This window comes from Shinella sp. 838 (genome assembly GCF_029623935.1).
GTDB lineage: Bacteria > Pseudomonadota > Alphaproteobacteria > Rhizobiales > Rhizobiaceae > Shinella.
Map to the genome: position 1 here is coordinate 1 of NZ_JARSBQ010000079.1, position 613 is coordinate 613.

The 613-nt window shown below is 57.6% G+C and carries 1 protein-coding gene; it reads left to right on the plus strand.

The window, feature by feature from the left end; all coding sequences use genetic code 11:
- A partial coding sequence (gene istB, locus P9A16_RS35650; protein WP_278026570.1) for an IS21-like element helper ATPase IstB occupies positions 1–587 on the plus strand: 587 nt, incomplete at its 5' end.
- Positions 588–613 lie beyond the last annotated feature (26 nt).

Sequence of the window (613 nt, forward strand, 5' to 3'; positions counted from 1 at the left end):
CAGCCTATAAGGACATCTCCGGGTTCGACTTCGCCGCCAGCGAAATCAACGAAGCGACGGTGCGCCAACTGCACCGATGCGAGTTCATGGACGGGGCGCAGAATATCGTGCTCGTCGGTGGGCCGGGCACAGGAAAAACACATGTCGCGACTGCCCTTGGGGTCCAGGCGATCGAGCATCACCGCCGGAAGGTCCGCTTCTTCTCGACCATCGAATTGGTCAATGCGCTCGAACAGGAGAAGGCCAAAGGCAAGGCAGGACAGATCGCTGAGACCCTGGTTCGCCTCGATCTCCTGATCCTCGATGAATTGGGATACCTTCCGTTCAGTGCCTCAGGGGGAGCGTTGCTCTTCCACCTGCTAAGCAAGCTCTACGAGCGCACCAGCGTCATTATCACGACCAACCTCAGCTTCAGCGAATGGGCAACCGTCTTCGGTGATGCCAAGATGACCACGGCTTTGCTCGATCGCCTGACCCACCGTTGCCATATCCTGGAAACAGGAAACGACAGCTTCCGCTTCAAGGCCAGCTCGGCCGCAGCAGCTCAGAAGAGAGGAGAAAAGGCCAATCCCTTGACCAAAGCCTGATCAGAAAACCATACTCAGAGGTGGCT